Genomic DNA, 25,313 nt, shown 5'->3' with positions numbered 1-25,313 from the left:
GACGCGCGGCTCGCGTAACATCGAACCGCGCGTCATTGAAGCTCATGCTGAGAGCACGTCGTGTGACACCCCTCTCCCCACCCTCCCCCGACGCAAGTCGGGCCTGCCCGACTTGCGCAGATTTACGATGCGCAACCGGGGTAGACCCCGGTTGCGTGGGGGAGGGAGCCCGTCTGCCGGTGCTCACCTGACTTGGAGCGGAGCCGCACATGCGGCGATGGTGTTACGTCACGAATGAGCAGCCACCTTCCGCGAGCCTGCTCTTGAGCCTCTAATGCGCCTCGTCCCAATTGTTCGCGGCGCGAGCGTCGACCTGCAGCGGCAGCGACAGGATCACCGCGGGGAAAGGGGCGTCCTGCATCACCTTCTGCACGACGGGGAGCGTCGCGGCGACCTCGTTGTCGGGTACCTCGAAGATCAGTTCGTCATGCACCTGCAACAGCATCTGCGCCGAGAGCTTCTTCTCGGTCAGCGCGTCCTCGACCCGGATCATGGCGCGGCGGATGATGTCGGCGGCAGTGCCCTGCAGCCGCGCGTTGATCGAGGCGCGCTCGTTGAACGCGCGCACCGAGGCGTTGGAGGCCTTGATATCCGGGTAGTACATTTTGCGGCCGAACAGCGTCGTCACATAGCCGTTGCGGCGGCAGGAGTCCTTGGTCTCGTCCATGTAGGCGCGGATGCCGGGGAAGCGTTCGAAATACTTCTTGATGTAGGCCGAGGCTTCCTCGCGCGCGATGCCGAGCTGGTTGGCGAGGCCGAACGCCGAGATGCCGTAGATGATGCCGAAATTGATCGCCTTGGCGCGGCGCCGCACCTCGCTCGGCATGTCCTTGATCGGCACGCCGAACATTTCGGAGGCGGTCATCGCGTGAATGTCGAGCCCGTCGCGGAATGCCTGGCGCAGCACCGGCACGTCGGCGATCTCGGCGAGCAGCCGCAGCTCGATCTGGGAATAGTCGGCCGACACCAGCTTGTGGCCGGGCGCCGCGATGAAGGCGCGGCGGATCTTGCGGCCGTCCTCGGTACGAACCGGGATGTTCTGCAAATTCGGCTCGTTCGACGACAGCCGGCCCGTCGTGGTCGCGGCCAGCGCGTAGGTGGTGTGCACGCGATGGGTCTGCGGATTGACGTAGGTCGGCAGCGCGTCGGTATAGGTCGATTTCAGCTTCGAGACCTGGCGCCATTCCAGAATCTTCTTCGGGAATTCGTGGCCCTGCTCGGCGAGATCGTCCAGCACCTGCGCGGTGGTCGACCACGCGCCGGTCTTGGTCTTGCTGCCACCCGGCAATCCCATCTTGCCGAAGATGATGTCGCCGATTTGTTTGGGGCTGCCGACATTGACCGGCTCGCCGGCGATCTCCTGGATCTCGGCCTCGACGCGCGCGGCGGTCTGGGCGAAATCGCCCGAGAGGCGTGACAGCACCTGGCGGTCGATCGAGATGCCGCGGCGCTCCATCCGCGCCAGCACCGAGACCAGCGGCCGCTCCAGCGTCTCGTAGACCGTCGTCATCCGCTCGGCGACGAGGCGCGGCTTCAGCACGCGCCACAGCCGCAGGATCACGTCGGCGCTTTCAGCCGCGTATTCGGTCGCCTTGTCGATCGTGACCTGGTCGAAGGTCAGCTTGCCCTTGCCGCTGCCGACGAGGCCGCCGTAATTGACCACGGCATGGCCGAACCAGCGCTCGGCGAGCTGTTCCAGCGCGTGCGAGCCGCGGCCGGCATCGAGCGCGTAGGACATCAGCTGCGCATCGTCGATGTTGCGCAGCGTGACGCCGTGCTGCGCCAGGGTCACCGCGGTGAACTTGACGTTGAAGCCGATCTTCTGGATGCCGGCCGACTCCAGCAGCGGCTTCAGCGCCTTCAGCGCCTCAGTGGTCTTGAGCTGGCCCGGTGCGAGGCCGGCATCGAACAGGCCTGCGCCGCCGCCGGCCTCTCTGTGGTTGAGCGGCAGATAGCCGGCGTCGTTGGGCGCGACGGCGAGTGCCAGTCCGGACAGCTCGGCCTGCATCGGGTCGATCGAGTCCGACATCGCCTCGATCGCGAGATAGCCGGTGTCATGCGCGCGCGCGATCAGGGCGTTGAGCTGGTCGAGACTGCCGATCGCCTGGTAGGCCTTGCGGTCGAAGCCGGTCTTGCCGATCGCCTCGCCGCGGGCTTCGGCGAGCGCGGCCGGCGTGCCCCTCCGGTTGGAGTTCTTGTCGTCGCGCGCGCCGGTCGGCTTGGCCTTCGCCAGCGGGGCTGCGGCCGATGCCGGGTCATCGCCGCGCGCCGGCGTCACGTCCGACGGCGGCAGCGGCGAGAACACGCTGGCGCCGCTCTTGTTGCCGGGATCGGCGTCGACATTGGCGGGATCGATCTGCGCGTAGTCGGCGACGCGGCGGGTGAGGGTGGTGAACTCCATCGCCTTCAGGAAGGCGATCAGCCGTCGCGAGTCCGGATCGTGCACGGCGAGGTCGTCGAGCGGCACCTCGAGCTCGACCTTGTCGTCGAGCAGCACGAGCTGGCGCGAGATGCGCGCCTTCTCGGCATTCTCGAGCAGCGCCTCGCGCCGCTTCGGCTGCTTGATCTCGGTGGCGCGGAACAGGAGCTGTTCGAGATCGCCGTATTCGATGATCAGTTGGGCGGCGGTCTTGACGCCGATGCCGGGCACGCCGGGCACGTTGTCGGTGGAGTCGCCGGCCAGCGCCTGCACCTCGACCACCTTCTCCGGCGGCACGCCGAATTTCTCGATCACCTCGTCACGGCCGATGCGGCGATCCTTCATCGTGTCGAACATCACGACCTTGTCGTTGACGAGCTGCATCAGATCCTTGTCGGACGACACGATCGTCGTGGTGGCGCCGCGCTCGGTGGCGAGCCGCGCATAGGTCGCGATCAGATCGTCGGCCTCGAAGCCGATCTGCTCGAGGCAGGGCAGATCGAAGGCGCGCACCGCTTCGCGGATCAGCGCGAATTGCGGGATCAGATCGTCCGGCGCCGGCGGCCGGTGCGCCTTGTAGTCCGGATAGAGCTTGTTGCGGAACGTGATCTCGGACTTGTCGAATATGATCGCCAGATGGGTCGGGCGGTTGTCCTCGGGCATGTCGCGCAACAGCTTCCACAGCATGTTGCAGAAGCCGAGCACGGCGTTGACCTGCAGCCCGTCGGACTTGCGGTTCAGCGGCGGCAGCGCGTGGTAGGCGCGGAAGATGTAGGACGAGCCGTCGACCAGGAAGACATGGTCGCCCTTCGCCGCGGCCTTGGCGGCGACGGGCTTCGGGGCGGTCTTCGATGCGGGCTTGGCGGGGTCTTTGGAGGCTGTTTTCGGCATGGCCGAAACTTAGGGATTTTTGCGGAGAATGACAGCCTTACCTGTGTGGATTCCGGGTGTGCCGCACAGCGAATTCGATGAATCTGATGAGGATGTACAGGCGTAGTCCCGTCATCCTGAGGTGCGGGCGGAGCGAGCCTCGAAGGATGAATCGGCCCCGCTGGTGGCCGTCGACCCTTCGAGACGCGCGCAAGAGCACGCTCCTCAGGGTGACGGGGCGGCTGCGGAACGGACTAAGCCTTGTCGCCGGTCGGCGAGAACAGATAGCCGCCGCCGCGGATGGTGCGGATCACCGACGGCTTGGTCGGGTCGAATTCGATCTTGCGGCGGATCCGCATGATGCGCAGGTCGACGGCGCGGTCGAAGGCTTCCGCGTCGCGCGCATTGGCGAGTTCCAAAAGGCGCTCGCGCGACAGCACGCGCTTCGGGTTGGCCGCGAACACCTTCAAGAGGCCGAATTCGGAGGCGGTCAGCGGGTGCTCATTGCCCTCGTCGTCGCGCAGCGCCTGGGCCTCGAGATCGAGCCATTTGGTGCCGAACCGCACCAGCTGCTCCTTTTCGGCCTTGGCGGCTGCCGGTTCCGGCGCGGCCGTCTTCGCGGGGCCGCTTCGCCGCAGCACCGAGCGGATGCGCGCCATCAGCTCGCGCAATTCGCAGGGCTTTGCCACATAATCGTCGGCGCCGAGCTCGAGCCCGACCACCCGGTCGATCGGGCTGGCAGTAGCTGTCAGCATGATGACGGGGACGTTGATCTTGCTCTTGAGGTCGCGAATGATCGACAGCCCGTCTTCCTCGGGCATGTTGAGGTCCAGCACCACGAGATCGGGCGTGCTGCTCTCGATCTCCTTGCGCAGGCTCTTGCCGCCATCGCACAGCGTCACGCCGAAGCCATGCATCTTGAGGTAATCGCCGACCATCTCGCGGGCCGGCGCCTCGTCGTCGACAATGAAGATATGCGGGTTCTGGCTCATGATGTCTCTGTCGCCGGCAGTGTAACCGTAAAGGTCGACCCCTGTCCGGGGCCCGGGCTCTGTGCGGTCACATGGCCGCCATGCATGTCGATGATGCGCTTGACGATCGAGAGGCCGAGACCGGTCGAGCTTTCGCCCGCGGTCGGCTTGGCCGACAGCCGCTGGAACCGGCCGAACAGCCGGCTGAGGTCCTCGGGGCTGAGGCCGGGGCCCTGATCGACGATCCGGATCACCGTGTCGTCGCCCTCGTGACTGACCGTGACCGTGATCTTGCCGCCGATCGGCGAATATTTGATGGCGTTGCTGACGAGGTTGTCGATCGCCTCGCGGATCCGGTCGGAGTCGCACATGGTGACGAATTGCTGCGGCCCCGAGACCGAGATGCTCTGCTGCTTGTTGACGGCCGAAGGCAGATTGGCCTCGGTGACCTCGTTGACGAGCGCCGCGACATCGACCGGTTCGCGGCGGATGGTGATGTCGAACGCATCGGCCATCGCATCCGAGATCAGGTGGTCGACCATCGAGGTCAGCCGCTTGGTCGCATCGCGGATATGCTCGACCTGCGCCGTGACGTTTTCCTTCGGCGAGCCGGCGCCGATCAGTTCGGTCAGCATCTCGGTGCGGCCGAGGATCACGCCGAGCGGGTTCTTCAGATCGTGGGCGACGGTGCCGAGGATCTCGTTCTTGAAGCCGTTGGCGCGCTGCAGCCGCAGCCATTGCGCCGACAGCCGGCGGTTGGCCTGCATCAGCGCGCGGGTGCGCTGCGCGACGCGGTCCTCGAGCTGGCTGTTGGCCTCGTGCAGCTGCTGGTAGAGGATCACGTTGTCGAACGCGATCGACAGCCGGCTCGAGAAGATCTCGACCAGCGCACGGTCGGTGTCGGAGAGCTGGCGCTCGGCCTGCAGCAGCACCACGACCTCGCGGCCAGAGCCGGTGCGCGAATAGAGCACGCTGCGGTGGTCGGCGAACTCGTTCTTGCGGGCCTGGAAGGCCGCCTCCACCATGTGCCGCAGGTCGGGATCGAGCGCCTTCGACGAGGTGGTGCCGATGAAGCGGCTGTAGCAGCCCGAGCAGGCCAGCACCGAGAAATCACAGGCGGCGGCGTTGCCGTCGTCGCGCAGCACCAGGATCCCCGCGCAGTCGACATTGAGCAGCGAGGCAAGCTGGGTCAGCACGCCCTCGGCGAGCCGCTGCATCGACTTGAAGTCGTACAGCGTCGAGGCCGCATCGATGATGATCTCGAGCCCGCGCCGCGTCTGCACCATGCGCTCGAGCTGCTGGTAGCTGCGCAGCGCCGCGGTCAGCGAGGTGAACAGCTTGTCGGCGGTGAGCTCGGTCTTCGCCTTGTAGTCGTTGATGTCGTACTGCACGATGACGCGCCGCTCCGGCGCCTGGCCGGGTTGCCCGGTGCGCAGGATGATGCGGACGGTCTCGTTCTTGATCTCGCTGCGGATGTACTCGACGAGCTCGAGGCCGGCGACGTCGGTCTCCATGATGACGTCGAGCAGCACGGCGGCGATGTCGGGATTGTCCCGCATCAGCGTGCGGCCTTCTGCCGCGGAATAGGCCGAGAGGATCTCCAGCGTCGCGCCGTTCAGGTTGTAGTCGCTGAGTGCGAAACGGGTGCCTTCGTGGACGGCATGGTCGTCGTCGATGACGGCGATCTTCCATTTGCGGGCCGACGAGTCCTCCGGGGGGCTCTCGGTATCGTCGATCAGTTGGAGGACATCGTCCTGTTCGGCCATTGACTGCTTCCGTCGGCTGCTGCGTCAGTGATCGTGGGCTCACCCTTGGCGATCCTGGGCATGATAATGCGAAAAGTGGTGCCTTGTCCTACCCTTGACTCCAGCATCATGCGTCCGCCGAGCTGCTGGGTGACCAGGTTATAGACGATATGGAGGCCGAGGCCCGTACCACCTTCGTTGCGGCGTGTCGTGAAGAACGGGTCGAACGCCTGCCGCTGCACGTCCGGCGTCATGCCAGCCCCGTCATCCGCGAAGATGATCTCCACATCATCGACACCGCGTCCGCGCGCCGAGATCGTGATGTTGCCGGAGCGGCCGTCGGCGAAGGCATGATTGACGGCGTTGAGGAAAAGATTGGTTAAGATCTGCCCATATGCACCGGGATAACCGTCGATCAGGAGCCCTTCGGGCACATCGACGGACAGCGCGATCGCGGCCTTCTTCAGCACCGGACGCAGGCTCGCCACGATCTGGTCGGTCGCCTCGCTCAAGGCAAACTGGCGGCGCTCGGCATGCGAGCGATCGACCGCGACCTGCTTGAACGACTGGATCAGCTCGCCCGCGCGCTGCAAATTCGAGACCAGTTGCTGCGATGCGTCACGCGATGCGCGCACGAATTCGTCGAGCTTGGAGCGGCGCAGCGGCTCGGTCTTCAGGTCGTTCTCGAACATCTCGCTGCGGCGGGCAAAGCTCGAGGCCACCGTCAGGCTGATGCCGATCGGATTGTTGACCTCGTGGGCGACGCCGGCGACGAGTCCGCCGAGCGCGGCGAGACGCTCGGCATCGATCAGGTTCTGCTGCGCGGCGTTGAGCTCGAGCAGCGCGCTCTCGGCCTTTTCCTTGGCGCTGCGCAATTCGTCCTCGGTCTTGCGCTTGGCGATGGCGTTCTCGCGGAACACCTCGACCGCGCGCGCCATGGCGCCGACCTCGTCCTTGGCCGACGTGCCCTGCACCGGCCGGTCGAGATCGCCCGAGGTGATGGTGCGCATCGCGGCCATGATCTGCGCCAGCGGCAGCCGGATCGACAGCGCGATCATGACGCCGGCGGACATGATGACGCCGAGGAAGATCACCGCGATCGACAGCACCCGGCGCGAGATCGAGGTCAGCGTCCTGTCGAAGGTCTCCTGCGCCTTCTGCTCGCGCTGGCGCATCTTCACCGAGAGATCGTCGATCGCGCCGATCGCATCGGCCTGGCTGGCGTCGATCGAGTTGCGCAACAGATCGGTGCGGTTGGTGAGCTGTTCGCTGAGCTTGCCGAGCCCGTCGCGCAGCTCGGCGGTCTTGACCTTGAGCCGCGCCAGCGCCATGCGCTGCAAATCGTTCTCGGCCAGATCGGTCATGACCGGGATCGTCTTCTCGATCGTATCGATGTTGCGGCGGGCTTCCTCGGCCGACGACGAGGAAAGCGAGAGGTAGTAGGCGTTGGCGGCGACCAAGAGCGAGGTGAAGGCTTCGCGCGACTTGCCGAGCGCGGGCCAGATCAGCGCGTCGCGATGGCCGGTGGCGCCCTCGATGATGGAATAGAGCCCGGCCATGTCCTTGGTCGGCGACAGCACCTGCTCGTCATAGGTCTTGGAGATCTTGGTCTGCACGGTGCGCAGTTCGCCGAAGCCGTCGAGGAAATGGCTGGTGGCGCGTTCGAGCTGCTCGACCGAGCCCGACAGCATCGGATCGGTCGAGGCGCGGTTGGTCAGCGTGCCGAGCACGGCCTCGCGCAGCAGCAGGATTTCCGCGAACAGGTCCGGGCTCGGCTGGTTGATGTAGCGATGGATCAGGTTTTGCAGACGGCTGGTCTCGCTTTCGAGCTTGGCCAGGATCTTGTCGGATTCCCGCACCTGGCGGACATCGTCCCAGGCCGAGCCGAGCACCTTCGCGCCGTTCCAGATCAGCACCGCCAGCACGATCACGACCGCGGAGTTGAGCAGCGCGATCGACAGGATGCGCCAGCGGATCGGCACCGCGCGCAGCAACTGGACGATGCGGAAACGGCCCTGCGGCCCAAAGGCCGCCGGCCGTCGCATGGTCCCGTCCTGTTTCGGTGCGTCCAAGGTCCGGCTACTCCATGTTGCGGATACGTTCGATCAGCGCGGCGACCGCCGGGTCGCGCTCGGCCTTGGCGTAGAGGCCGGCCATCGCGGCTTCGAACGGCTTGCGGTCGATATCGGTCACGATCTTCACGCCGGCCTGCTCCGCCTGCTTCAGCGAGCGCTCCTCGAGCTCGCGCCATTTCTCGCGCATGTAGAGGCTCGAGCGCAGCGCGGCCTCGCGGAAGATCATCTGGTCCTCCGGCGACAGGCTGGCCCAGGCCTTTTGCGACATCACCAGCACGTCGGGGCTCACGGTGTGCCGGGTCAGCGTGTAGTAGCCGGCATATTTGTAGTGGCCGGTGGTGACGAAGGACGGCCAGTTGTTCTCGGCGCCGTCGATCAGCCGGTTGGCGAGGCCGGTCAGCACCTGGCCGTAGGGCATCGCGACCGGCTCGGCACCGAGCGCGCGCATCATGTCCGACATTTGCTCCGATTGCTGCACGCGCAACCGCATTCCCTTGAGGTCGTCGAGCGACCGCACCGGGCGGACGCTGTTGTAGATCGAGCGGGCGCCGGAATCGTAGAACGTCAGTCCGACGAAGCCGTGGGCCTCGAAACTGTTCAGGATGTCGCTGCCGATCGGTCCGTCCAGCACGTGTTGCAGGTGCTCAAGCGATCGAAACAGGAACGGCATTGCCAGCACATTCACTGACGGCACCATGGTTCCGATCAGCGCGACATTGGTCCGGTTCAGATCGATGGCGCCGGCCCGGGTCTGCTCCAGCGTCTCCTTCTCCTCGCCAAGCTGGCGGGAATGGAAGACCACGATGCGGTGGCGGCCACCGGTGCGTTCGGCGATCAGGCGGTCCATGTAATTCAGCGCCTGGACAGTCGGATAGTCCTCGTTCTGGGTATCGGCGGTACGGAATTCGCGCGCAAAGGCGCCCACCGGCGCAGCTGTGCAAAACAGCGCGACGGCAAGCATCATTATCCGCGAAAGGCCGGCGCGGCGGTACACAGGCTACAATTCCCCTTGTGATTTTTGTCCAGGGCGGGAGGAAAAGGTTCAATGCCCTTTTTAGCAGAACCGCGCCGCTTCGCCCATCGGCCAAACGTTAAATCCCGCGCTGCAACCTGCAGTGTCGATTGAATCTACGGTTGTAGCGCCGTATGAGGGCATGTTGGCATCGAGGAACGGCTCGTCGTGAAGTTCGTTTTCAAGCTCCTGCATCTCGTCGTCGCGGCCCTTCTGCTGGTATCGCCTGCGCGCGCTGCGACCGAGATCATGTGGTGGCACGCGATGTCGGGCGAGCTCGGCAAGCAGCTCGAGAAGCTCGCCGCCGACTTCAACGCCTCGCAATCCGATTACCGCATCGTGCCCGCCTACAAGGGCAACTACACCGAGACCGTCACCGCGGCGATCTTCGCCTTCCGCTCGCGCAGCCAGCCGGCGATCGTTCAAGTCAATGAGATTGCCACCGCAACCATGATGGCGGCGCGCGGCGCGATCTATCCGGTGTTCGAATTGATGCGCGATCAATCGGAGGCATTCGCGCCGCAGGCCTATCTGCCCGCGGTGGCCGGCTACTATGCCGATGTCGACGGCAACATGCTGTCGTTCCCGTTCAATGCCTCGACGCCGATCCTTTACTACAACAAGGATATGTTCCGTTCCGCCGGGCTCGATCCGAGCCAGCCGCCGCGGACTTGGGCCGAACTCGGTACGATGGCGAAACGGCTGCGCGCGGCCGGCGCGATGTGTGGCGTCACCACGTCATGGCCGTCCTGGATCAATGTCGAGAACTTCTCCGCCTTTCACAATCTGCCGATCGCGACCAGGGCCAACGGCTTTGCCGGGCTCGACGCGCAGCTGGTCTTCAACAACCCGATCGTGGTGCGTCATATCGCGCAACTCGCGCAGTGGCAGGCCGACAAGTCGTTCGACTACAGCGGCCGCGGACAGGCGGCCGAGCCGCGCTTCCAGAAGGGCGAGTGCGGCATCTTCATCGGCTCGTCGGGCACCCGCGCCGACATCAGGGCCAATTCCAAATTCGAGGTCGGCTACGGCATGATGCCGTACGAGGCCGACGTGCAGGGCGCGCCGCAGAACTCGATCATCGGTGGCGCGACGCTGTGGGTGCTGCGCGACCGGCCGCGCGCCGAATATGCCGGCGTCGCGAAATTCTTCGCCTATCTGTCGCGGCCGGAGGTGCAGGCCGCCTGGCACCAGAATACGGGCTATCTGCCGATCACCCGCGCCGCGTTCGATCTCAGCCGCGCGCAGGGCTTCTACGATCGCAATCCCGGCGCCTCGATCTCGATCGAGGAGGTCACGCTGAAGCCGCCGACCGACAAGTCCAGGGGAGTCCGTCTCGGCTCGTTCGTGCTGGTCCGCGACGTCATCGAGGAGGAGCTCGAGCAGGTGTTCGCCGGCAAGCGTTCCGCGCAGGCCGCAATGGACGACGCCGTCGAGCGCGGCAACCGCCTGCTGCGCCAGTTCGAGCGCGCCAATCCGGACCGGTGATGATGCAAGCCGTTCTTCCCCCGTCATTGCGAGCGAAGCGAAGCAATCCATCGTGCCCCGCGCTCGGCTATGGATTGCTTCGTCGCTGCGCTCCTCGCAATGACGCCTGAGAATGCTCCTTCCACCCATCACCACCTACGACACCTATCGCGCCTGGCGCGGCGACGCGTCGCGCTGGCTGCCGGTCGCGCGCGAGATCGCCGATCGCCACGGGCTGTCCTGGGGCACGCCACATGTGTTCTCGACCGGCACCAACCTCGTGATCGGGCTCGACGACGACCTGATCCTGAAACTGTTCCCGCCGTTCCTGCGCCCGCAATTCGTCTCCGAGCGCGGCGCGCTGGCGGAGCTGCGCGGGCGGCTCGGCATTCCGATTCCCGACCTCATCGCTGAAGGCGAGCGCGACGGCTGGCCCTATCTCGTCATCACGTGCCTCGCCGGCACCGTCGGTTCGGAGGTCTGGCCATCGCTGCCGGAAGCCGAGCGGGAGCGCGTGCTCGGCGAGATTGGCGCTGTCATCGCCGAGGTGCAGCGCGTGCCGCCCGGCAGCCTGCTTGCGATCGGGCAGCCCTGGGAGGCCTTCATGCGTACCCAGATCGCGCAGTGCCGGGCGCGGCATGAACGGCTCGGCCTGCCGGCGAAATTGCTCACGTCGCTCGACGATCTCCTGCGTGACGCCGTCGAACTGATCCCGATGCACGCGCGACCGGTGATCCTGACCGGCGAGTACATCCCGGAGAATTTTTTGCTCGGCCGCCGCGCCGACGGCTGGCACGTCGCCGGCCTGTTCGACTTCGGCGATGTCCGGACCGGATGGGGCGAGTACGATCTGCTCGGTCCCAGCGCGTTCATGGCCGCCGGGCATCCGCGGCTTGTGCGCAGCCTGTTCGACGGCTTCGGCATCCCGCGCGCTGACGTGACCTTCACGCTGAAGCGGCGGCTGATGGCGCTGTTGATGCTGCACTCCGCCAGCGATCCGCTTCAGCACATCTGCATCGCGGGCTGGCCGGACCGGGTGGATGATTTCGTGCAGTTGCAGGAGCTGATCTGGCCCGGCTAGCCATTTGGACCGCTATCGATCGGCGGCCACAAAGCGGGCAGGCATCATGTTCTGCTTATTGATTGAGCATTAGGCTTAGCTTTGTATGCAATCCGGACGAGCTAGTCATCGCCAGATCAAAATACCTTCTTCGATTTCCTCTATCTATCCAGCAAGTTAGCCTATCATAAGGTTTCGTTAAGGGTTGGCACAATCCTTGCGATCCGAGTTCCAAGGCCGTTCCCAAGGGCGTTGGAGCATCACATGAAGCGTCGCGATTTCCTCAAATCGGTGTCCGGACTGGCCGCGGGGGCGGTGGCGCCGACTGCGCCGGCGATCTGGTCGCCGGCCAAAGCCGACGCGCGCTCCGAGACGCTGCTGATCGTTTCCGAAGGCGGCCCCAATAATCTCGATATCCACGGCGTCGGCACCAACGTGCCCGGCTATGAGGTGTCGTGGAATTGTTACGACCGGCTGATCAGCCACGAGATGAAGAGCGGTCCGGGCGGCGTGCCCTATTACGACCGCGACAAGTTCAAGCCGGAACTCGCCGAGGACTTCAACATCGGCGACATGTCGGTCACCTTCAAGCTGCGCAAGAACGCCAAATTCCACGACGGCACGCCGGTCACCGCGAAGGACGTCAAGTGGTCGCTCGATCGCGCCGTCTCTGTCGGCGGCTTCCCGACCTTCCAGATGAGCGCAGGCTCGCTGACCAAGCCCGAGCAGTTCGTCGTCGTCGACGACCACACCGTGCGCGTCGACTTCCTCAGGAAGGACAAGCTGACGATCCCTGACCTCGCTGTCATCGTGCCCTGCGTCGTCAACTCCGAACTCGTCAAGAAGAACGCCAGCGAGAAGGATCCCTGGGGCCTCGAATTCACCAAGCAGCAGACCGCGGGCTCCGGCGCCTACAAGGTGACGAAATGGACCGCCGGCACCGAAGTCGTCATGGAGCGCAACGACGACTGGGTCTCGGGTCCGATGCCGAAGATCAAGCGCGTGATCTGGCGCATGGTGCCGCAGGCCGGCAACCGCCGTGCGCTGCTCGAGCGCGGCGATGCCGACATCTCCTACGAGCTGCCGTTCAAGGATTTCCAGGAGATGAAGACCAACGGCAAGCTCAACGTGGTCTCGCTGCCGTTCTCCAACGGCATCCAGTACATCGGCATGAACGTCACCAAGCCGCCGTTCGACAATCCCAGGGTGCGGCAGGCGATGGCCTACGCGATGCCTTACCAAAAAATCATGGATGCGGTGCTGTTCGGCCTCGCCAACCCGATGTTCGGCGCCGCCAAGGACAGGCCGACCGAGGTCGCCTGGCCGCAGCCGACCAAATATTTCACCGACATGGAGAAGGCCAAGGCACTGCTCGCGGAGGCCGGCTACGCCAACGGCTTCGAGACCACGATCTCGTTCGACCTGAATTTCGCGGGGGTCAACGAGCCGCTCTGCGTGCTGGTGCAGGAGAGCCTGGCGCAGCTCGGCATCAAGACCACGATCAACAAGGTGCCCGGCGCCAACTGGCGCACCGAGCTCACCAAGAAGGAAATGCCGCTGTTCACCAACGTGTTCTCGGGCTGGCTCGATTACCCCGAGTACTTCTTCTACTGGTGCTATCACGGCAACAATTCGATCTTCAACACGATGAGCTACAAGTCGCCGGAGATGGACAAGCTCATCGACGGCGCGCGCATCGCCGCCGCCAATGGCGACACCGCCGCCTACGACGCCGACGTGAAAGGCTTCGTCGATCTGGCGTTTGCCGACATCCCGCGCATCCCGCTCTACCAGCCCTTCGTCAACGTCGCGATGCAGAAGAACATCTCGGGCTACCAGTACTGGTTCCACCGCCGCCTCGATTATCGCGCGATGGCGAAGGGGTGAGGTGCATGCGCTCCTTCTGCAATGCTCTCGCGTATGCATTTCTTTGTGAGGTGAGCACACCTCTCAGACTCCCTCCCCCCTTGCGGGGGAGGGTGGGGAGAGGGGTAAGCCGCGAACTCGGAACGATGACGTTAGGCGAGATCGTGCCAAACCATGCGCTGCATCACGAGCGCATTGTCGGTGCGCTGCATCTGGCAGCGGAGCAAGCGGCACCCCTCTCCCCAACCCTCCCCCGCAAGGGGGGAGGGAGCCTGACCAATCCCCGAGTGGCGTTTCAGCTACAAGTATCGAGGCGCTCATGCTGACCATGATCGGCAAGCGGCTCTTGTTCGCGATCCCGTCGCTGATCGGGGTCGTGATCGTGACGTTCCTCTTGACGCGCGCGCTGCCCGGCGATCCGGCGGCGTATTTCGCCGGACCCGCGGCGACCAAGGAGGCGGTCGACCAGATCAGGAAGAAGCTGGGCTTCGACAAGCCGCTGATCGAGCAGTTCGTCCGCTACACGGGCGATCTCGCCCACGGCGATCTCGGCACCTCGCTGACGACGGGCCAGCCGGTCGCCGCCGAGCTGCGCAACCGGCTGCCGGCGTCGGCTGAGCTCACACTGCTCGGCCTCGTCGTCTCGATCGTGATCGCGATCCCGCTCGGCGTGCTGGCGGCGACGCGGCCGGGCTCCTGGATCGATCATCTCTGCCGCGTCACCACGACGGCGGGCGTATCGCTGCCGGTGTTCTTCACCGGGCTCGTGCTGGTTTACCTGTTCTATTTCCGGCTCGGCTGGGCGCCGGCGCCGCTCGGCCGGCTCGACGTGTTCTACAGCGCGCCGCCGACCGTCACCGGCTTCTATCTGATCGATACGCTGATCGCGCGCGACTTCGAGGCGTTCCGCTCGGCGCTCAGCCAATTGATCCTGCCGGCGGTGACGCTCGCGATCTTCTCGCTGGCGCCGATCGCACGCATGACGCGCGCCTCGATGCTGGCGGTGCTGGCGTCCGATTTCGTCCGCACTGCGCGCGCCAGCGGCCTGTCGCCGGGCAAGGTGATCGTGACCTACGCCTTCCGCAACGCGATGCTGCCGGTCATTACCACGCTCAGCATGGTGTTCTCCTTCCTGCTCGGCGCCAACGTGCTGGTCGAGAAGGTGTTCGCCTGGCCCGGCATCGGCTCCTACGCGGTCGAGGCGCTGATCGCCTCCGACTTCGCGCCGGTCCAGGGCTTCGTGCTGACCATGGCGGTCATGTACGTGCTGCTCAATTTGTTGATCGACATCCTCTACGGCGTGATCGATCCCCGCGTTCGTCTGGAAGGGTAGGGGGTGTTATGAGCACCGTTGCGCCGACAGTTGAGCCCGCGGGGCCCGCCCGCACCTCCGGCCTCGCCGCGGTCATCGAGCAGACCCGCTATGTGCTGAGCGAGAACAAGGTCACCGGCTTTGCCTTCGCGCTGCTAATCCTGATCCTGTTCGCCGCGTTGTTCGGCCCCTATGTGGTGCCGTACGACCCGCTCGCGTCCGACACTGCGGCGGCGCTGAAGCCACCGTCGGCCGCGCACTGGTTCGGCACCGACCAGCTCGGCCGCGACATCTTCAGCCGCGTCATCGTCGCAACAAGACTCGACACCTTCATCGCGGTCGCCTCCGTCGTGCTGGTGTTCCTGATGGGCGGGCTCGCCGGCATCGCCGCCGGCTATTTCGGCGGCTGGACCGACCGCATCGTCGGCCGCATCGCCGACACCATCATGGCGTTTCCGCTGTTCGTGCTGGCGATGGGCATCGTCGCGGCGCTCGGCAACACCGTGCAGAACATCATCATCGCGACCGCGATCGTCAACTTCCCGCTCTATGCCCGCGTCGCGCGCGCAGAAGCCAACGTCCGCCGCAACGCCGGCTTCGTGCAGGCGGCGCGTCTCTCCGGTAATGGCGAGTACCGCATCCTGCTCGGGCACATCCTGCCCAATATCATGCCGATCATGATCGTGCAGATGTCGCTGACCATGGGCTACGCGATCCTCAACGCCGCGGGCCTGTCCTTCATCGGCCTCGGCGTCCGCCCGCCGACCGCGGAGTGGGGCATCATGGTCGCCGAGGGCGCCGGCTTCATGGTGTCGGGCGAATGGTGGATCGCGCTATTCCCCGGCCTTGCGCTGATGATCGCAGTGTTCTGCTTCAACCTGCTCGGCGACGGCCTGCGCGACATCGTCGACCCGCAGCGGAGGACGTGAGCGATGATGCATTTCGCTCACTGCCTCGTCATGGCCGGGCTTGACCCGGCCATCCATCGCGCGAAGCGCAAATTTGATCTTTCGATGGATGCGCGGGTCAAGCCCGCGCATGACGAGCTGAACGAGCGGAGGACGTGATGACGGTCTTCTTGCGGTGTCGTGTTACCGCTCGACTCCTTTGCATGGGGTTGTTTTCGATATTTTGTGGGAGGCGGGCATGACCGCCCAGCCGCTGCTCGACGTCCAGGACCTCACGGTCGAGTTCACCACGCGCCGTGGCATCGTCAAGGCGGTGCAGCACGTCAACATTTCCGTCGGCAAGGGCGAGACCGTCGGCATCGTCGGCGAGTCCGGTTCCGGCAAGTCGGTGACCTCTTACGCAGTGATGCGGATCCTCGATCGCGCCGGCCGGATCGCCGAAGGCTCGGTGATGTTCTCCGGCATCGACGTCAAGGCGGCGACCGAGAGCCAAATGCGCGATCTGCGCGGCCGCGAAGTCTCGATGATCTTCCAGAACCCGCGCGCCGCGCTCAATCCGATCCGCAAGGTCGGTCACCAGATCGAGGACGTGCTGCGCCAGCACGTCCAGCAGGCGCAGGTCACCGACCGCGGCGAGACGGCGATCGAGGCGCTGGAGCAGGTCAGGATCGCGCGTCCGCGCGAGCGCTATCACGCCTATCCGTTCGAACTCTCCGGCGGCATGTGCCAGCGCGTCGTGATCGCGCTGGCGCTGGCCTGCAATCCGCAGCTCCTGATCGCGGACGAGCCGACCACCGGCCTCGACGTCACCACCCAGAAGGCGGTGATGGATTTGATCGTCGAGCTGACCAAGCGGCGATCGATGTCGACCATCCTGATTACGCACGATCTCGGCCTTGCCGCCGCCTATTGCGACCGCGTCGTGGTGATGGAGAAGGGCCGCGTGGTCGAGACCGCCAAGTCGGCCGACATCTTCGCCGCGCCCCAGCATGCCTACACAAGGAAGCTGATGCGCGCGACGCCGCGGCTCGGCGTGTCCCTCAGGGATCTGCTGCCGGAGGAGGAGACGAAGCCACTGCAGCCCACCCCCGTCATGGCGGGGCTTGACCCGGCCGTCCATCCCTCTGCGCAAAACCATTCTTCCTCGATGGACCCCCGGGTCAAGCCCGGGGGTGACGAGCAGACGCAGCCGCTCCTGTCTGTCGAAAAGCTCGTCAAGGAATACCCCCGCCAGGGCGCAGGCTCGATGCTGACAAAGCTGTTCGGCCGCAAGCCGCCGGTCGAGGAAGAGGTGTTCCGCGCCGTCGACGGCATCAGTTTCCAGATCGACCATGGCGAGAGCGTCGGGCTGGTCGGCGAATCCGGCTGCGGCAAGTCGACGACGTCGATGATGGTGATGCGCCTGCTGGACCAGACCTCCGGCCGCATCATGTTCGACGGCGAGGATATCGGCGGCATCATGCCGCAGTCCTTCGCGCGGCTGCCGCGGCGCAGCCAGATCCAGATGGTGTTCCAGGATCCGACCGACAGCCTCAACCCGCGATTCACCGCGGCGCGCGCGATCGCCGACCCGATCATGCAGCTCGGCGACATCAGGGGGCGCGACGCGCTCCGCGATCGTTGCGAGGAGCTCGCGCGGCTGGTCGGCCTGCCGGTCAATCTGCTGGATCGATTCCCGCATCAGCTGTCCGGCGGCCAGAAGGCCCGCGTCGGCATCGCGCGCGCCATCGCGCTGCACCCGAAGCTCGTGATCCTCGACGAGCCGACCGCGGCGCTCGACGTCTCGGTGCAGGCGGTGGTGCTCAATCTGCTGCAGGATCTGAAGCAGTCGATGGGCATGAGCTATCTGTTCGTGTCGCACGATCTCAACGTGGTGCGCCTGCTGTGTGATCGCGTCATCGTGATGCGCGCCGGCCGCATCGTCGAGCAGGGCGCATCCGAACACGTCTTGGGCAATCCGCAGGATGCCTATACAAGGGAGCTGCTGACGGCGATCCCGCATCCGCCGTTGCCGGTGTCCTGACGCATGATTCGGAAAAGTGGGAACCGGTTTTCCGAATAGATCATGCGCAAAATCATTGCTGGGAGCGAAATGGCCGATCATCTCGACGACTACATGAACGCCGCCGCAAGCGCGATGGCGTTGCCGCTGGAAGAGGCCTGGCGTCCGGCGGTGCGCGCCAATCTCGAGGTCTCGCTGCGGCTGGCCAAGCTGGTCGACGACTTCCCGCTGCCTGATGACGTCGCGTCGGCCGCCGTCTATTCGACCTGAGATCGCGATGTCCGAAACATCAGCTTCCCTATCGGCCGCCGAAATCGCGCAGGCCGTCTCAAGCCGCAAGATGACCGCCCTTGCCGCGACCGAGGCCGCGCTCGCGCGGATCGCCGCGCACGACAAGGTCCTCAATGCCTTCACCGACGTCACTGCCGATCGCGCCCGTGCCAAGGCAAGCGCGATCGACGCAGCGCTCGCGGCGGGGCAGCCGATTGGCCCGCTCGCCGGCGTGCCCTTCGCGGTCAAGAACCTGTTCGACGTGCAGGGCCTCTCGACCCGCGCCGGCTCCAAGATCAACCGCGACCTGCCGCCGTCGCCGCGCGATGCTGTGCTGATCGAGCGGATGGAAGCGGCCGGCGCCGTGCTGGTCGGCGCGCTCAACATGGGCGAATACGCTTACGACTTCACCGGCGAGAACGTGCATGACGGCCCGTCGCGCAATCCGCATGATCCGACGCGGATGACCGGCGGCTCCTCGGGCGGCTCGGGCAGCGCCGTCGGCGGCGCGCTGGTGCCGATCGCGCTCGGCTCGGATACCAACGGCTCGATCCGGGTGCCGTCGTCGTTCTGCGGCACCTTCGGCCTGAAGCCGACTTATGGCCGGCTGTCGCGGGCGCGGTCCTATCCGTTCGTCGCGAGCCTCGATCATCTCGGTCCGCTGGCGCGTAGCGTGAAGGATCTTGCGCTGGCCTATGACGCGATGCAGGGACCCGACGCCGATGATCCCTCCTGCATCGTGCAGTCGGTGGAGCCGACCGTGCCGTTGCTTGCCAATGATGTCCGCGGGCTGCGGATTGCGATCGCCGGCGGCTATTTCCAGCAGAACGTGTTCCCGGAGGCCGTCGAAGCGGTCGCGCGCGTCGCGAAGGCGCTCGGTGCGAAGCGGACCGTGGAATTGCCGGAAGCCGCGCGCGCCCGCGCCGCGGCCTACATCATCACCACGACCGAGGGCGCCGCGCTGCATCTCGACCGGCTGCGCAAGCGCCCGAACGATTTCGATCCTGCGGTGCGCGACCGCTTCATCGCGGGCGCGATGGTGCCGGCGGTCTATGTCGACAAAGCGCAGAAATTCCGCCGCTGGTACCGCGCCAAGGTGCAGGAGCTGTTCCAGTCGGTCGACGTGATCCTGGCGCCGGCAACGCCGTGCACCGCGCCGAAGCTCGGCCAGGTCAATTTCACGCTCGATGGCGTCGAGCTTCCGGTGCGTGCCAATATCGGCATCCACACCCAGCCGATCTCCTTCATCGGCTTGCCGGTCGTGGCGGTGCCGGTGCCGCTTGAGCCGCTGCCGATCGGCGTGCAGATCATCACCGCGCCGTGGCGCGAGGATATCGCGCTGCGGGTTGCCTACGCGCTGGAACAGATGGGTGTCGTTGCGGCTCCCGCGCCGAGAGGTCTTTGATATGGATATCGATCTTCCCGATGTTGTCGCCGAGGTCACGGCCCAGTTCCAGCGCTACGAGAAGGCGCTGGTGTCGAACGACGTCGCGGTGCTCGACGAGTTGTTCCGCAACGACAGCCGCACGCTGCGCTACGGCATCGGCGAGAACCTCTATGGCTACACCGAGATCATGGCGTTCCGCGCCGGGCGCTCGCCGGTCGGCCTGATGCGCAAGATCGACCGCACCGTGATCACGACCTATGGCCGCGACACCGCGATCGCCTCGACGCTGTTCTATCGCGACAACGCGCCGGGTCGGGTGGGGCGGCAGATGCAGACGTGGATTCGCTTCCCCGAGGGCTGGAGAATCGTCGCGGCCCATGTCAGCGTCATCGACGAGCCTAAAGGCGTTTGAGCCATGAGCCTGGACGATCTTCCGACCCGCGCGTCACAGCCCGCCGATCCCGAAGCGGGCCCGCGGCGCGTCGATCGCCCGTCGTCGCTGGCCGACAAGATCACCCGCGCCGAGGAGCTGCGGCTGCAACTCGCCGACGAGATCGTGCGCGGCACGCTGCCGCCGGGCGCAGGCCTCGACGAGACCGACCTTGCGCGCCGCTTCAACGTGTCGCGGACCCCGGTGCGCGAGGCGCTGCGGCAGCTCGCGGCGAGCGGGCTGATCGATGCCCGCGCGCATCGCGGCGCGGTGGTGGCGCGGCCCTCGCTCGAAAGGCTGACCGGCATGTTCGAGGCGATGGCCGAACTGGAGGCGATGTGCGCCGGCCTTGCCGCCGAGCGGATGACGCCGGCGGAGCGCCACGCGCTGGAAGCGGTCCACGAGGAGCTGCGGGTGCTGAGCTACACCGGCAATCCCGAGCGCTTCCATGAGGTCAACGAGCGCTTCCACAACGCGATCTATGCCGGCTCGCAGAACGCCTATATCGCCGAGATCACGCTGGCGACGCGGGTGCGGGTGCAGCCGTTCCGCCGCGCCCAGTTCCGCAATCTCGGGCGCCTCGCCAAATCCCACGCCGAGCACGACCGCGTCGTCGTCGCCATCCTGCGCGGCGACAAGCAAGGCGCTGCGGCGGCGATGCGCGCCCATATCGAGCAGGTGCGTGGCGAATACGAGACCTACGCGGTGTCGGTGTAGTTTTGCTCTTACCACGCAAGAGCGGGGCGAGGGAGCGCACCAACCTAACGGCTACGCCTTCGCCTTCTCCGCCATGAACGCCCGCCAGCCGCCATAGCCGGAGATATCCTTCGCACCATCGATCGCAGCGGGCTCAACAATAAAGCCCTTGGCCTGCCGTCCGTCGGCGAGCCGGATCGTGCCGATCGAGAGCGGCGGCGGAATCGCGGCGACGAATTTGCCGAATGCGGCCGGCGACATCGCCCAGAGCTCGAGCTTGATCGCGTGACCTGTACCCGCCTCGATGCGCAGCATGCCGGGCTTCGGCGGCGTGGTATCGAGGGCGTAGAGCTTGTAGTCCGGCGCGGTGACTGCTTCTTCAAGCAGGCGTGCATCGAGCGTGGTCAATTCGTGGTTCAGCGCCATGCCGGAGAGATGCGCGCCGACCACCGCAATCGTGATCTCGTCGGGGCCGGCCTGCACCGGCACGGCAGCGAGCGGCGGCTGCGGCAGCGCCTTGGCGCCCAGCCCAAGTCCGGTGTCGAAGTGGAACACGCGGCCGATGCTGGCGAGCTCGGCGTCGCGGCTGGCCGGCGCCAGCAGCGTGATGCCGAACGGCGCGCCGTCGGGCCGCATCGCCGCCGGCAGCGCCAGGCCGCACAGATCGAGCAGGTTGACGAAATTGGTGTAGGTGCCGAGCCGCGAGTTGAGCTCGATCGGGTTGGCCAGCACCTGCTCGGTCGAATAGACCGTCGGCGCGGTCGGCAGCACGATCGCATCGAGTTTCGCAAATGTCTTCTCGGAGACACGGCGCAACGCCTGCAGACGATAGAGCGCGGAGAAGGTGTCCGCAGCGCTGGGGTGTGATCCGCCGACCGTGATCTCGCGCGTCACCGGATGAACCGCCTCGGGCGACGACGCCAGGAGGTCGCGGATCACGAGATAGCGTTCGGCGACCCACGGGCCCTCATAGAGCAGCCGTGCGGTCTCGTAGAACGGCGCGAGGTCGAATTCGACGAGGTCGGCGCCGAGCGCCTGCCAGCGCTTGCACGCCTCGCCATAGGCTTTCTCGGCTTCGCGATCGCCGAAGAAGATCAGCTGGCCGGGCTTGGGAATGCCGAGCTTCAGCTTCGCCGGAAAGGGCGCGGGCGGCGCCAGTGGCCGGTCGCGCGAGAACGGATCGGACTCATCGAGGGCGGACATCACGCTGAGTGCGGCCAACGCGTCGTCGACGGTGAGCGAAAACACCGAGATGCAGTCGAGCGTGCGGCAGGCCGGCACCAGCCCGGTATTCGAGATCAGCCCGAGGCTCGGCTTGAGGCCTACGATGTTGTTGAGCATCGCCGGCACGCGGCCGCTGCCCGCGGTGTCGGTGCCGAGCGAGAGCGGCACGAGGCCCGCGGAGACTGCGACGGCTGAGCCCGAACTCGATCCGCCAGGCACCAGGTCACCGCGCACCGGATTTTTGGGAATGCCGTAGGGCGAGCGCACGCCGACCAGGCCGGTGGCGAACTGGTCGAGATTGGTCTTGCCGATGATGATGGCGCCGGCCGCGCGGAGTCTTGCGACAACAGTGGAATCCTGGGCCGGCACATAGGAGAAGGCCGGGCAGGCGGCCGTGGTCGGCAAGCCCGCGACGTCGATATTGTCCTTCACCGCGACCGGCACGCCATAGAGCGGCAGCGACGGGTCCGTGAGGCGTTCGGCCTCGGCAAGCGCGTCCTGCTCGTCGCGCAGGCTGATGAAGATGGCGGGGTCGTCATGCGCGCGGATGCGCTGGTAGCTGCGCGCCACGGTTTGCGCCGGCGTCAGGGTCTTGGTGCGGTGTGCGGCAACGATCGCGGCGACAGTTTCAGTCACGTGGTTGGCCTCGTCTCGTGAGCGGCACGGCATCGGCTGCCTGCCGCGAGGAATTGTAGCCTGATCGAAGCAAGCAATGTGCCATTGTGTACAATTCACGCGCGTTCGCCGTGCGACGGATTATTACACAATATCAGTTGCTTGAAATGACCGTTGGGTGCCGTCGCGGACTGGCGTGAGAGCGCGGTTGCCCAATTTTCAGGCAAGTCTGATCCAAGCCGAAATCCGGCCGATGGATCAGGTGAAACCGGCGAGGATCTGCAACAGCCGTTCGCGGTTGTCCTTGCCGATCTTCTCGGCCACGTGCCGCTCGTGCTCGGCGGCGAGCCGCTTGAACTGTGCCAGTGCGGTCTTGCCGCGCGCGGTCAGATGCAGCGCATGGGAGCGGCGGTCGGTGGCGGAGGGGACGCGGTTGACGAAGTCGCGCTCCTCGAGGCTGTCGAGCAGATGCACCAGCCGCGCGCGCTCGATCCCGAGCCGCTTGGCGACCGCCATCTGGCTGAGGCCCGGATTGGCCCCGATCACGGTCATGATCGAATATTGGGTCGGGCGGATATCGACCGCCGCCAGCGTCTTGATGAAGTCCTGGAAGATCCAGAGCTGGAAGCGCCGCACCGCATAGCCGGCGTGGCCGACCAGCGCGTCGAGGCCGATGTCGTCGTTGGCGTCGCCGCCGCGCGCCCTGCCATTCGCGGCGCGCGCCGGGGAGCGGCGGATTGCCGCTCCGGTTCCTGCCGCCTTGCGCGGCGTCTTTTGCTGGCTTGCCATGACGGCAAGGCTAGCGCGCCCGGGGCGGGAGGGAAAGATTGTTGTTGACGACAACAATTGATGTCCGCAACATTATCGCCAAAGAGCCCGGCCGGGACCGCGGCGCCGCACCATGTTGCTGTGCGATCCCGAAAAGACACGGGCGAGGAGGAAACCATGGCCGCCGTCAGCGCAGACAATCCGAGTAGCCTGTTCGCGACGCCCGCGATCGTTGCCGATAACAGGGGCGACGGCAGCATCCTGGTTCGATCGACGACACCGTTGCAGCAAAGCGCCCGCTGCGTCGGCAACTGGCTGGAGCACTGGGCACAGCAGGCGCCGGATCGCATCTTTCTCGGCGAGCGTGCCAATGCCGAACTGCCATGGAGCACCGTCAGCTATCGCGACGCGCTCGGAATCGTGCGGCGGGCCGCATCATGGGTTCTGGCGCAGCGGCTGAGCGCCGAGCGGCCACTCGTCATCCTCTCCGATAATGGCATCGATCACGCGCTGTTCGCGCTCGCGGCGCAGCATGTCGGCGTGGCCTCGGCTGCGATCTCGCCGGCCTATTCGCTGATGTCGAAAGATTTCGACAAGCTCAAGAGCATGATCGCACTGCTTGATCCCGGCGCGATCTACGTCGCGAGCATCAAGCCGTTCGCGGCCGCGCTTGCCGCAATCGGGCCGCTGCATCGCGCCACCATCGTCAGCGGCAACCCTGATGATGCCGACGCGCTGCCGTTCCGCGCCATTGCAGCGACACCGGAGTCGCCGGACGTGGCAACAGCCTTTGCCGCGGTGACACCGGACACGATCGCAAAGTTCCTGTTCACTTCGGGCTCGACCGGCACGCCCAAGGCCGTGATCAACACCCAGCGCATGCTGACCTCGAGCCAGCAGGCCAAGGCGCAGACCTGGACATTCCTGGAGCAGGCCGGCAGCGAGCTTGTGATCCTGGACTGGCTGCCCTGGAGCCACACCTTCGGCGCCAACCACAATTTCAACCTGGTGCTGCGCAACGGCGGCACGCTCTACATCGACGGCGGCAAGCCGGCGCCCGGCCTGTTTTCGACCTCGCTCGCCAATCTGCGCAGCGCGGTGCCGACGGTCTATTTCAACGTGCCGCGCGGCTTCGACATGCTGATCGCGGCGCTGCGTACCGATGACGAGTTGCGCCGCAAATTCTTCGAGGGCACCAAGTTCGCCTTCTATGCCGGCGCCGCACTGCCGCAGAATCTGTGGGACGCGCTGGAGGAGTTGTCGCTGCAGACCGTCGGGCGACGGCTGCCGATGGTATCGGCCTGGGGCTCGACCGAAACTTCGCCGCTCGCGACCGATTGTCACTTCCTGGCAAAACGCTCCGGCAATATTGGCGTCCCGATCCCGGGCACCGAGCTGAAACTGGTGCCGTCGGGCGACAAGCTCGAGGTCCGCGTGCGCGGGCCCAATGTCACCCCGGGCTACTGGAAGGCGCCCGGGCTGACCGCGGAGGCCTTCGATGACGAGGGCTTCTACAGGATCGGCGATGCCGTCACCTTCGCCGATCCCGACCGGCCCGATCTCGGCCTGTTCTTCGACGGCCGCGTGGCGGAGGATTTCAAGCTCAATTCCGGCACCTGGGTCAGCGTCGGCACCTTGCGGGTCGCCGGCATCGCGGCACTGGCGCCGCTTGCGCAGGATATCGTCGTCACCGGTCATGGCCGCGATGAGGTCCGCTTCCTGGTGTTCCCGAACCTTGCCGTCTGCCGTTCGCTGGCGGGACTGCCCGAGAGCGCCGACGCGCGCGAAGCGATCGATCATCCGGCGGTGCGTTCCGCGATCGGGCAGGGGCTGGCGCGGCTGAAGGCGCAAGGCGGCCATTCCTCCGGCCACGCCACCCGCGCGCTGCTGCTCGCCGAGCCAGCCTCGGTCGACGGCGGCGAGATCACCGACAAGGGCTACATCAACCAACGCGCCGTGCTGACCCGCCGCGCCGCAGCGGTGGCGGTCCTGGAGGACGACGGGGCGTCCGCGCCGATTGGGTGCGCGGATTGAGAGGACATTGGAGCAGGCCTAGTGAGGAAGGCACCAGCGGAAGGGTTCCCTCCCCCCTTGCGGGGGAGGGTTAGGGAGAGGGGTACCGCACGACGTGCGCTATCCTTATCCGTGTCACCCTGAGGTGCTTTGCGAGGCGGTGCACGCGTCGATCGTCTCGCCCGGAGCTTACCCCTCTCCCC

General features: G+C 65.9%; 18 protein-coding genes. 11 read left to right on the top strand and 7 right to left on the bottom strand.

The genetic code is table 11. The features are described from left to right. Nucleotides 1-271: 271 nt before the first annotated feature. The 5 genes from polA to BI327_RS27390 form a co-directional block, all read right to left on the bottom strand. The gene (polA, locus tag BI327_RS27410; protein ID WP_076864415.1) at nt 272-3,310 is read right to left on the bottom strand and encodes a DNA polymerase I; all 3,039 of its coding nucleotides are present in this window, start codon (nt 3,308-3,310) and stop codon (nt 272-274) included. Nucleotides 3,311-3,543: 233 nt separating this feature from the next. Next, the gene (locus BI327_RS27405) at nt 3,544-4,281 is read right to left on the bottom strand and encodes a response regulator (protein WP_076864414.1); all 738 of its coding nucleotides are present in this window, start codon (nt 4,279-4,281) and stop codon (nt 3,544-3,546) included. Then, nucleotides 4,278-6,026, bottom strand: coding sequence for an ATP-binding response regulator (locus BI327_RS27400; protein WP_076864413.1), 1,749 nt, complete (start codon nt 6,024-6,026; stop codon nt 4,278-4,280). Before BI327_RS27400 ends, BI327_RS27405 begins: the two co-directional genes overlap by 4 nt. Next, nucleotides 5,996-8,050 (bottom strand): sensor histidine kinase, encoded by a 2,055-nt coding sequence (locus tag BI327_RS27395; protein ID WP_076864412.1) that lies wholly within the window; start codon nt 8,048-8,050, stop codon nt 5,996-5,998. The genes BI327_RS27400 and BI327_RS27395 overlap by 31 nt, the downstream gene beginning before the upstream one ends. A gap of 34 nt (nt 8,051-8,084) precedes the next feature. After that, on the bottom strand, nt 8,085-9,041 hold the full coding sequence (locus BI327_RS27390) for a TRAP transporter substrate-binding protein (RefSeq protein ID WP_076864811.1): 957 nt from the start codon (nt 9,039-9,041) through the stop codon (nt 8,085-8,087). Nucleotides 9,042-9,260: 219 nt separating this feature from the next. On the opposite strand from BI327_RS27390, the gene ugpB reads away from it, so the two are divergent. From ugpB to BI327_RS27340, 10 genes are all read left to right on the top strand, one after another. Continuing rightward, nucleotides 9,261-10,580: a sn-glycerol-3-phosphate ABC transporter substrate-binding protein UgpB gene (gene ugpB / locus BI327_RS27385; RefSeq protein WP_089025599.1), complete on the top strand. Its 1,320-nt coding sequence runs from the start codon at nt 9,261-9,263 to the stop codon at nt 10,578-10,580. Between the two features lie 112 nt (nt 10,581-10,692). Beyond that, entirely contained in the window at nt 10,693-11,640 is a 948-nt protein-coding gene (locus BI327_RS27380; RefSeq protein ID WP_076864410.1) for an aminoglycoside phosphotransferase family protein, read from the top strand. A 243-nt stretch (nt 11,641-11,883) separates the two neighbouring features. Further along, nucleotides 11,884-13,506 (top strand): ABC transporter substrate-binding protein, encoded by a 1,623-nt coding sequence (locus BI327_RS27375; RefSeq protein WP_076864409.1) that lies wholly within the window; start codon nt 11,884-11,886, stop codon nt 13,504-13,506. 298 nt (nt 13,507-13,804) lie between these two features. After that, nucleotides 13,805-14,818, top strand: coding sequence for an ABC transporter permease (locus BI327_RS27370; RefSeq protein WP_076864408.1), 1,014 nt, complete (start codon nt 13,805-13,807; stop codon nt 14,816-14,818). An 8-nt stretch (nt 14,819-14,826) separates the two neighbouring features. Continuing rightward, the gene (locus BI327_RS27365) at nt 14,827-15,726 is read left to right on the top strand and encodes an ABC transporter permease (RefSeq protein WP_076864407.1); all 900 of its coding nucleotides are present in this window, start codon (nt 14,827-14,829) and stop codon (nt 15,724-15,726) included. Nucleotides 15,727-15,943: 217 nt separating this feature from the next. Beyond that, a complete protein-coding gene (locus BI327_RS27360; protein WP_076864406.1) occupies nt 15,944-17,728 on the top strand; it encodes a dipeptide ABC transporter ATP-binding protein in 1,785 nt (594 codons plus the stop codon). A 69-nt stretch (nt 17,729-17,797) separates the two neighbouring features. Beyond that, on the top strand, nt 17,798-17,977 hold the full coding sequence (locus BI327_RS27355; protein WP_076864405.1) for a DUF4089 domain-containing protein: 180 nt from the start codon (nt 17,798-17,800) through the stop codon (nt 17,975-17,977). A gap of 7 nt (nt 17,978-17,984) precedes the next feature. Beyond that, the gene (locus BI327_RS27350) at nt 17,985-19,382 is read left to right on the top strand and encodes an AtzE family amidohydrolase (RefSeq protein WP_076864404.1); all 1,398 of its coding nucleotides are present in this window, start codon (nt 17,985-17,987) and stop codon (nt 19,380-19,382) included. 1 nt (nt 19,383) lies between these two features. Next, the gene (gene hpxZ / locus BI327_RS27345) at nt 19,384-19,776 is read left to right on the top strand and encodes an oxalurate catabolism protein HpxZ (RefSeq protein ID WP_076864403.1); all 393 of its coding nucleotides are present in this window, start codon (nt 19,384-19,386) and stop codon (nt 19,774-19,776) included. 3 nt (nt 19,777-19,779) lie between these two features. After that, on the top strand, nt 19,780-20,511 hold the full coding sequence (locus tag BI327_RS27340) for a GntR family transcriptional regulator (protein WP_076864402.1): 732 nt from the start codon (nt 19,780-19,782) through the stop codon (nt 20,509-20,511). A 51-nt stretch (nt 20,512-20,562) separates the two neighbouring features. Here BI327_RS27340 and atzF read toward each other — a convergent pair whose 3' ends face one another. Together atzF and BI327_RS27330 are read right to left on the bottom strand one after the other, a co-directional pair. Beyond that, nucleotides 20,563-22,350 (bottom strand): allophanate hydrolase, encoded by a 1,788-nt coding sequence (gene atzF, locus BI327_RS27335; RefSeq protein WP_449240161.1) that lies wholly within the window; start codon nt 22,348-22,350, stop codon nt 20,563-20,565. A gap of 237 nt (nt 22,351-22,587) precedes the next feature. Then, entirely contained in the window at nt 22,588-23,118 is a 531-nt protein-coding gene (locus BI327_RS27330) for a MarR family winged helix-turn-helix transcriptional regulator (protein ID WP_076864400.1), read from the bottom strand. Nucleotides 23,119-23,274: 156 nt separating this feature from the next. Between BI327_RS27330 and BI327_RS27325 the strand changes: the two genes are divergently transcribed. After that, complete coding sequence (locus tag BI327_RS27325) at nt 23,275-25,131, top strand: feruloyl-CoA synthase (RefSeq protein ID WP_076864399.1); 1,857 nt, start codon at nt 23,275-23,277, stop codon at nt 25,129-25,131. The last annotated feature ends 182 nt before the right edge of the window (nt 25,132-25,313 follow it).

This window comes from Bradyrhizobium mercantei, from assembly GCF_001982635.1.
GTDB lineage: Bacteria > Pseudomonadota > Alphaproteobacteria > Rhizobiales > Xanthobacteraceae > Bradyrhizobium > Bradyrhizobium mercantei.
This window is presented reverse-complemented; position numbering and strand designations above follow the sequence as displayed.